The sequence below is a fragment of the Mesobacillus sp. genome (genome assembly GCF_047739415.1).
In the GTDB taxonomy this organism is placed as follows: domain Bacteria; phylum Bacillota; class Bacilli; order Bacillales; family Cytobacillaceae; genus Mesobacillus.
Map to the genome: position 1 here is coordinate 1 of NZ_JBIQOE010000246.1, position 7,746 is coordinate 7,746.

General features: G+C 47.1%; 7 protein-coding genes. 6 read left to right on the forward strand and 1 reads right to left on the reverse strand.

The window, feature by feature from the left end; all coding sequences use genetic code 11:
- The 6 genes from uvrB to ACH0QE_RS19270 form a co-directional block, all read left to right on the forward strand.
- Nucleotides 1–1,945: excinuclease ABC subunit UvrB (uvrB, locus tag ACH0QE_RS19245; RefSeq protein ID WP_415802099.1), on the forward strand; the 1,945-nt coding region annotated here is incomplete at its 5' end.
- A gap of 7 nt (nt 1,946–1,952) precedes the next feature.
- Nucleotides 1,953–4,832, forward strand: a complete 2,880-nt coding sequence (gene uvrA, locus ACH0QE_RS19250) for an excinuclease ABC subunit UvrA (RefSeq protein WP_415802100.1) — start codon at nt 1,953–1,955, stop codon at nt 4,830–4,832.
- Between the two features lie 667 nt (nt 4,833–5,499).
- A complete protein-coding gene (locus ACH0QE_RS19255) occupies nt 5,500–5,814 on the forward strand; it encodes a DUF4870 domain-containing protein (RefSeq protein WP_415802101.1) in 315 nt (104 codons plus the stop codon).
- A gap of 14 nt (nt 5,815–5,828) precedes the next feature.
- Nucleotides 5,829–6,938, forward strand: coding sequence for a DUF4097 family beta strand repeat-containing protein (locus ACH0QE_RS19260; RefSeq protein WP_415802102.1), 1,110 nt, complete (start codon nt 5,829–5,831; stop codon nt 6,936–6,938).
- Nucleotides 6,939–6,966: 28 nt separating this feature from the next.
- Entirely contained in the window at nt 6,967–7,158 is a 192-nt protein-coding gene (locus ACH0QE_RS19265) for a PspC domain-containing protein (protein ID WP_102264324.1), read from the forward strand.
- A gap of 3 nt (nt 7,159–7,161) precedes the next feature.
- Nucleotides 7,162–7,518, forward strand: a complete 357-nt coding sequence (locus ACH0QE_RS19270) for a phage holin family protein (RefSeq protein WP_415802104.1) — start codon at nt 7,162–7,164, stop codon at nt 7,516–7,518.
- A gap of 33 nt (nt 7,519–7,551) precedes the next feature.
- Here ACH0QE_RS19270 and ACH0QE_RS19275 read toward each other — a convergent pair.
- Nucleotides 7,552–7,746 (reverse strand): SPOR domain-containing protein (locus tag ACH0QE_RS19275; protein ID WP_415802106.1); only part of this gene is annotated, 195 nt, incomplete at its 5' end.

A 7,746-nucleotide genomic window follows, 5' to 3' on the forward strand; every position in this document is an offset into this window, starting at 1 on the left:
TCCGCAGGGAGACCAGCCTGCGGCCATCAAAGAGCTGGTGCAAGGAATCCGCGATAACAAGAAGCATCAGACGCTTCTTGGCGCGACAGGAACAGGGAAGACGTTCACGATTTCCAATGTGATCAAGGAAGTGAACAAGCCCACGCTTGTCATCGCCCACAATAAAACCCTTGCCGGCCAGCTGTACAGCGAGTTCAAGGAATTTTTCCCGAACAACGCGGTTGAGTATTTCGTCAGCTACTATGATTATTATCAGCCAGAGGCTTACGTGCCGCAGACGGATACATTCATTGAAAAGGACGCGAGCATCAATGATGAGATTGACAAGCTGCGCCATTCGGCTACATCGTCGCTATTCGAGCGCAAGGATGTCATCATCATTGCCAGTGTTTCCTGCATCTACGGTCTCGGTAATCCGGATGAATACCGCGACATGGTCGTGTCCTTGAGGACTGGCATGGAAATTGAGCGCAATAAGCTTCTTCACAAGCTGGTTGACGTCCAGTATGAACGAAATGATATCGACTTCAAACGAGGGACGTTCCGTGTTCGTGGCGATGTCGTCGAGATTTTCCCAGTTTCACGTGACGAGCATTGCATGAGGATCGAGTTTTTTGGCGACGAGATTGACCGGATCCGCGAGGTTGATGCGTTGACTGGTGAGATTATCGGCGAACGTGACCATGTCGCGATCTTCCCGGCATCCCACTTCGTAACCCGCGAGGAAAAGATGAAGATTGCGATCGAGAACATCGAAAAAGAGCTGGAAGAGCGACTGGAAGTAATGCGCGCCGAAGAAAAGCTTCTTGAGGCACAAAGGCTCGAACAGCGCACAAGGTATGACCTTGAAATGATGCGTGAGATGGGTTTCTGTTCCGGCATTGAAAACTATTCACGCCATCTGACCTTAAGACCTGCTGGTGCGACTCCTTATACATTGCTTGATTACTTCCCGGATGACTTTATGATTGTTGTCGATGAGTCGCATGTTACATTGCCGCAAATAAGGGGAATGTTTAATGGTGACCAGGCTCGTAAACAGGTGCTGGTTGACCACGGTTTCCGCCTGCCGTCAGCGATGGACAACCGTCCGCTGACATTTGCTGAATTCGAGAACCATGTCAAACAGGCTGTTTTCGTATCGGCTACTCCAGGTCCATATGAGCTGGAGCATACTCCGGAAATGGTACAGCAGATCATCCGCCCGACAGGATTGCTTGATCCGACGATTGATGTAAGGCCAATCGAAGGCCAGATTGATGATTTGATCGGCGAAATCCAGGAGCGGACGAAGCGGAATGAGCGTGTGCTTGTAACGACACTGACGAAAAAGATGTCTGAGGATTTGACGGATTACCTGAAGGAAATCGGCATCAAAGTCCAATACCTGCACTCAGAGGTCAAGACGCTTGAGCGAATTGAAATCATCCGCGAGCTGCGGCTTGGCAAATATGATGTTCTCGTCGGGATCAATCTGTTAAGAGAAGGACTTGATATTCCTGAAGTTTCACTCGTGGCCATTCTCGATGCCGATAAGGAAGGCTTCCTTCGTTCTGAAAGATCACTCATCCAGACAATGGGCCGTGCAGCCAGGAATGAACGCGGGCATGTCATCATGTATGCAGACAAGATGACGAACTCGATGGAGCTTGCGATCGGCGAAACGACACGGCGCCGTGCTATTCAGGAAGCATATAATGAAAAACATGGCATCACACCACAGACCATCCAGAAGGAGATCCGCGATGTGATCCGCGCAACGATGGCTGCAGAGGAACAAGAAGACTACAATCCGTCAGAGGGTATGAAGAAGCTCACAAAGAAAGAGCGCGAGCAGGTAATATTCAATATGGAAAAAGAAATGAAGGATGCGGCAAAGGCTCTCAATTTCGAACGGGCCGCCGAATTGCGTGACCTTATTCTTGAGTTAAAAGCGGAAGGATGACGATAACATGGCTATGGATAAACTGATAGTTAAGGGCGCCAGAGCTCATAACTTGAAAAATATAGATGTCACCATTCCGAGAGATAAGCTTGTTGTACTAACAGGACTTTCCGGTTCAGGAAAGTCCTCGCTGGCGTTTGATACCATTTACGCTGAAGGGCAGCGCCGCTACGTAGAATCATTGTCTGCCTATGCTCGCCAGTTCCTCGGCCAGATGGACAAACCGGACGTAGATTCAATTGAAGGATTGTCCCCGGCGATATCGATCGACCAGAAAACGACGAGCCGAAATCCCCGTTCAACAGTTGGTACGGTGACAGAGATTTATGATTATTTGCGTTTGCTATTCGCCAGGGTGGGACGTCCAACCTGCCCGGTGCATAATATAGAGATTTCATCGCAGACAATCGAGCAGATGGTCGACCGTGTGCTCGAATATCCCGAAAGGACAAAGCTGCAGATCCTTGCTCCGCTTGTTTCCGGAAGGAAGGGGACACATGTCAAAGTTCTTGAAGATGTGAAAAAACAAGGCTATGTCCGTGTCCGTATTGACGGTGAAATGCATGACCTCGGAGACGAAATTGAGCTGGAGAAAAACAAAAAGCATTCGATTGAAGTTGTCATCGACCGGATTGTCGTCAAGGAAGGGATTGCTGCCCGATTGGCGGATTCGTTGGAAGCCGCGCTCAAATTAGGTGAGGGCAATGTGCTGATTGATGTAATCGGTGAAGAAGAATTGATGTTCAGCGAAAACCATGCCTGCCCGATTTGCGGCTTCTCGATTGGGGAGCTTGAGCCCAGGATGTTCTCATTCAACAGCCCATTTGGCGCATGCCCTGAATGTGACGGTCTCGGTGCGAAGCTGGAGGTTGACGTTGATTTAGTCGTCCCGAACAAGGAGCTTTCATTAAAACAGCATGCAATCGCTCCGTGGGAACCGACGAGCTCACAGTATTACCCGCAACTTCTTGAGGCGATCTGCAATCATTATGGAATCGATATGGACGTACCGGTAAAAGACCTCCAAGATCACGAAATGGATAAAATCCTTTACGGCTCAGACAAAGACCGGATTTATTTCCGCTATGAAAATGACTGGGGACAGGTTCGTGAAAACTATATTGTTTTCGAGGGTGTCCTTAAAAATATCGAGCGCCGCTATAAGGAAACAGGCTCTGATTATATCCGCGAGCAGATGGAAAAGTATATGGGCGAGCATGCCTGCCCAACTTGTAAAGGATACAGGCTGAAGCGTGAAACGCTAGCTGTTCTTGTTGATGGCCGCCATATCGGTGAAGTGACGGCATTGTCGGTAGAGGAAGCACACCAATTTTTCCAGAGTCTTGAGCTTTCGGAAAAAGAAATGAAGATTGCTAATATGATTTTTCGTGAGATTACGGAACGTCTAGGCTTCTTGATTAATGTTGGGTTGGATTACCTGACGATGAGCCGCTCGGCTGGAACGCTATCCGGTGGTGAGGCCCAGCGAATCAGGCTCGCAACCCAGATTGGCTCACGCCTCACTGGTGTCCTGTATATCCTTGATGAGCCATCCATCGGTCTGCATCAGCGCGACAATGACAGGCTGATCGATACGCTTAAAAACATGCGGGATATTGGCAATACGCTGATTGTCGTCGAGCATGACGAAGATACGATGCTCGCGGCGGACCACCTGATTGATATCGGTCCTGGAGCGGGTGTCCATGGCGGTGAAATCATCTCCCAGGGAACCCCAGCAGAAGTGATGGATGATCCAAACTCTCTGACTGGGCAGTATCTCTCTGGTAAAAAGTTCATCCCGCTTCCGGTCGAGCGCCGCAAACCGGATGGCCGCTATATCGAAATCAAAGGCGCTAAGGAAAACAACCTTAAAAATGTCAATGTGAAGTTCCCGCTTGGAACCTTCATGGCCGTGACGGGTGTTTCCGGTTCCGGTAAAAGTACACTGATCAATGAAATCCTGCACAAATCGCTCGCGATGAAGATTCACCGGGCAAAAAGCAAGCCAGGGGAATTCAGGGAAATCAAAGGCGTCGACCACCTTGATAAGGTCATCGACATTGACCAGTCTCCAATCGGCCGCACGCCAAGATCCAACCCTGCTACCTACACTGGCGTGTTCGATGATATCCGCGATGTGTTCGCATCGACCAACGAAGCGAAGGTCCGCGGCTATAAAAAAGGGCGCTTCAGCTTTAACGTTAAAGGCGGACGCTGTGAAGCATGCCGCGGCGACGGAATCATCAAGATTGAGATGCACTTCCTTCCTGATGTGTACGTCCCATGTGAAGTGTGCCACGGCAAACGCTACAACCGCGAGACTTTGGAAGTAAAGTACAAAGGCAAAAACATTTCCGATATCCTTGATATGACAGTTGAGGCAGCGGTTGAGTTCTTCGCCAACATCCCGAAAATCGCCCGCAAGCTGCAGACGATTTACGATGTCGGACTCGGCTATATCACACTTGGCCAGCCAGCGACGACCCTTTCAGGAGGGGAAGCGCAGCGCGTCAAGCTGGCGTCCGAGCTGCACCGCCGTTCGACCGGCCGTTCGCTGTATATTTTGGACGAGCCAACAACTGGATTGCATGTCGATGACATTGCCCGCCTGCTGACAGTCCTGCAGCGTCTCGTGGAAAATGGCGATACCGTACTCGTTATTGAGCATAATCTCGATGTGATCAAGGCCGCCGACTACATCGTCGACCTCGGACCTGAAGGCGGTGACCGCGGCGGAACAATCGTCGCCACCGGCACACCAGAAAAAATCGCCGAAGTCGAAGAATCCTATACAGGCAGGTACCTGAAGCCAATTTTGGAACGTGACAGACAGCGAATGAAAGAACAAATAGAGGAAAAAGAAAAAAGCACAAGCAATGCATAACCCCTTCCATTTGGAAGGGTTTTTCTTTTTGTGGAGTGGTCTTGAATTCCAATATTAGGTAAAAGGTGCAATTATTATGACTTTCCGTGCAATTATGATCCACATACGTGCAATTAAGACATATGTTCGAGCATTTATCATGATTGTTCGCGCAATTAAGGATGAAGAGTAAGAGAATAATTTTTCCAGTTAACGAATTAGGTAGAAGTAGTCACTTATGAAGCTCATTGGCGCCTGGGATTGCAAGAAAATAGATAAATAGCTCACCAATAAAGCTCATTGGCGCCCGAAACTGCGAGAAAAAGGCAATAGAGGTCACCAATAAAGCCTATTGGCGCCCGAAATTTCGAGGAAATGAAAAAAGAGGTCACCAATGAAGCCTATTGGCGCCCGAAATTGCAAGAAAATAGAAAAAGAGGTCACCAATAGAGCCTATAGGCGCTCGAAATAACGAGGAAATGGAAAAAGAGGTCACCAATGAAGAGAAGCCGCAATCTGCTTTGTCGCTTAAACCTAAGGAATTCCCCCATATATATCATTCACACAAATTTCACCAGACGGAATGGGATTTTAACAAGGGGTAAAACGCAATTTGTCGAACTATTTTCATTAAGAAATGAAACTTCTTTGGTTCCCGAGCGTATTAATTTTTAAGGAGATGAAGAGGATGGATACGAAAAGGATTCTGTCTGCTTTGTGCTATTTTAGTGTTATGTTTGCTGGGATTTTGTTTCCTCTTGTTGCTTATTTTGCATCAGAGAATGAGGATGTAAAGGTTCATGCGAAGAAGGCGCTGCTGTCGCATCTTATTCCGTTGATTCCACTGCCGCTTATTTTAATTGCCGTTTTAATCGATATGAGCGGGGGAACGGGAGGCTTTCCAGTGCTAATGTTTAGCAGTGCTATATTGATGGTTATATTGAGTTTCATCGTATTAATTTGGAACCTGGTTAAAGGGATAAAAGTACTTAATATAAAATGAGGGGGATGAACCTTATGAAGGAAGAACGGAAACGGATTCTCAAGCTTGTTGAAGAAGGAAAAATGACGGTTGATGAAGCTTTATTTTTGATCGAGCAGCTGGAACAGGGGAATACGCAGCAGAAGGCAAACTCTACGTATCTGTCAACGGATGTAAAGTTTGAAGAAGCGCAGAAAGAAGAGTTCAAAAAGGAAGACTTCAATACTTATAAATTTAACTCTATGAAAGACAAAGTACTGGATTTTGTCGATTCAGCTTTCAAGAAAATAAAAGATTTCGATTTGGATCTTAATTTTGGCCAGTCCGTTGATATCTCTCACATTTTCCAGCAGGGCGATGCTTATTTGAACCAGGTCGATATTGATATGGCAAATGGGTCGGTAAAGGTGGTCCCATGGGAGCAAAAGGATGTGCGCGTCGAATGCAGCGCGAAAGTGTATCGTGTAGAAAATCAGGATGAAGCGCGCAGGAAGTTTTTAGAGGACGCCATTTTCACCATTGAAAATCAGAAGCTCCGGTTTTCCGTCCAGCAGAAGTGGATGAAGGTCGATGCGGTCATCCATATACCGAAAGAAGAATATGAAAATGTTCGGATCCGTCTGTTTAATGGATCCATTGAAGGTGAAAACTTAACAGTGAAGGATTTCCGAGCAAAGACGGCAAATGGGAAAGTTTTGCTTGGAAATCTTGAGTGTGGCAAGCTGGAAACTGAAACAGCGAATGGGCAAATCAACATCTCCAGAAGCGCAATCAAGGACCTTGAGGCTGAAACGATCAATGGAGCAATCAAGGCAGATGGCTCGTTTGATAATGTCGATCTTCAGTCTTTCAATGGAAACGTGACTTGCACAGTGAATAATAGTGATGTCGAAAGTGTGGAAGTGAAGGCGACTACTGGAAGCATCGAAGTCTTCCTGCCAGAGAAAACGCCAGCAAGCGGTGAACTGAAGTCGAACCTTGGCGGCTTTACAATCGAACTCGACGGCATCCAGGTTGTTGAGGAGAAGAGTGACATGGTCCAAAAAAATCTTCGCTTCAAGCCAGCTGATTCAGGCCAAAAAGCAGTCAGACTCCATGCGGATACAAAAACCGGCTCGATCGCCGTTAAGAAATTAATCCAATAGTATTGTGGAAATAGGAAGGGTGAATGAAATGAAATTAACCCGCTCACGTAAAAATCGAATGCTGGCAGGGGTGCTCGGAGGAATGGCTGAATCCTTTGGTATGAGTGCGGCGCTGTTACGCATATTGTTTGTAATCTTGACGTTCAGCACTGCCTTCTTTCCAATGGCTATGATCTACCTTGTGCTTGTGTTTGTGCTGCCAAACAGGGAAGGGTATTAAAAAATGAGATGGTTGTTAGGAATTGTCATTAACGCAGTGCTCTTTATGGCTCTTGCTGGTTACTTCGAGAATGAAATTTATCTTTCTGGTTTCGGCGCTGCTCTAGGAGCCAGTTTCATTCTCTCGATATTGAATGTCCTCGTTAAGCCGATATTGATTTTGCTGACGCTGCCTGTAACGGTGCTCAGCCTGGGTCTATTCTTGTTTGTCATCAATGCGATCACCCTGATGCTGACGGATAGTTTGATGGGGAGTTCATTTGAAATATCCAGTTTTGGCATGGCGTTGCTTACGGCGATCATCATGTCAGTCGCAAACCTGATCATCCAGAACACGTTTTTACGAACATCAAAAGAGTAGAGAAAAGGCCGGCACATAAGTGTCGGCCATTTTCTATTCTTTGTCAATATAGACATCAAAACCTGCTTTTTTAAGACGCTCAGCAAGCTCTTTAGCGTTTTGCTCATTATCGAATGCTCCTGCCTGGACCTTATATAGTCCGTCATTCTTGGCTGGAGATGGGGGTTTGGCAGGAGTGGAAGGAGCAGGTGCAGCATTAGCCTTTCGCTGGAGCTTGAACTGCTCTGC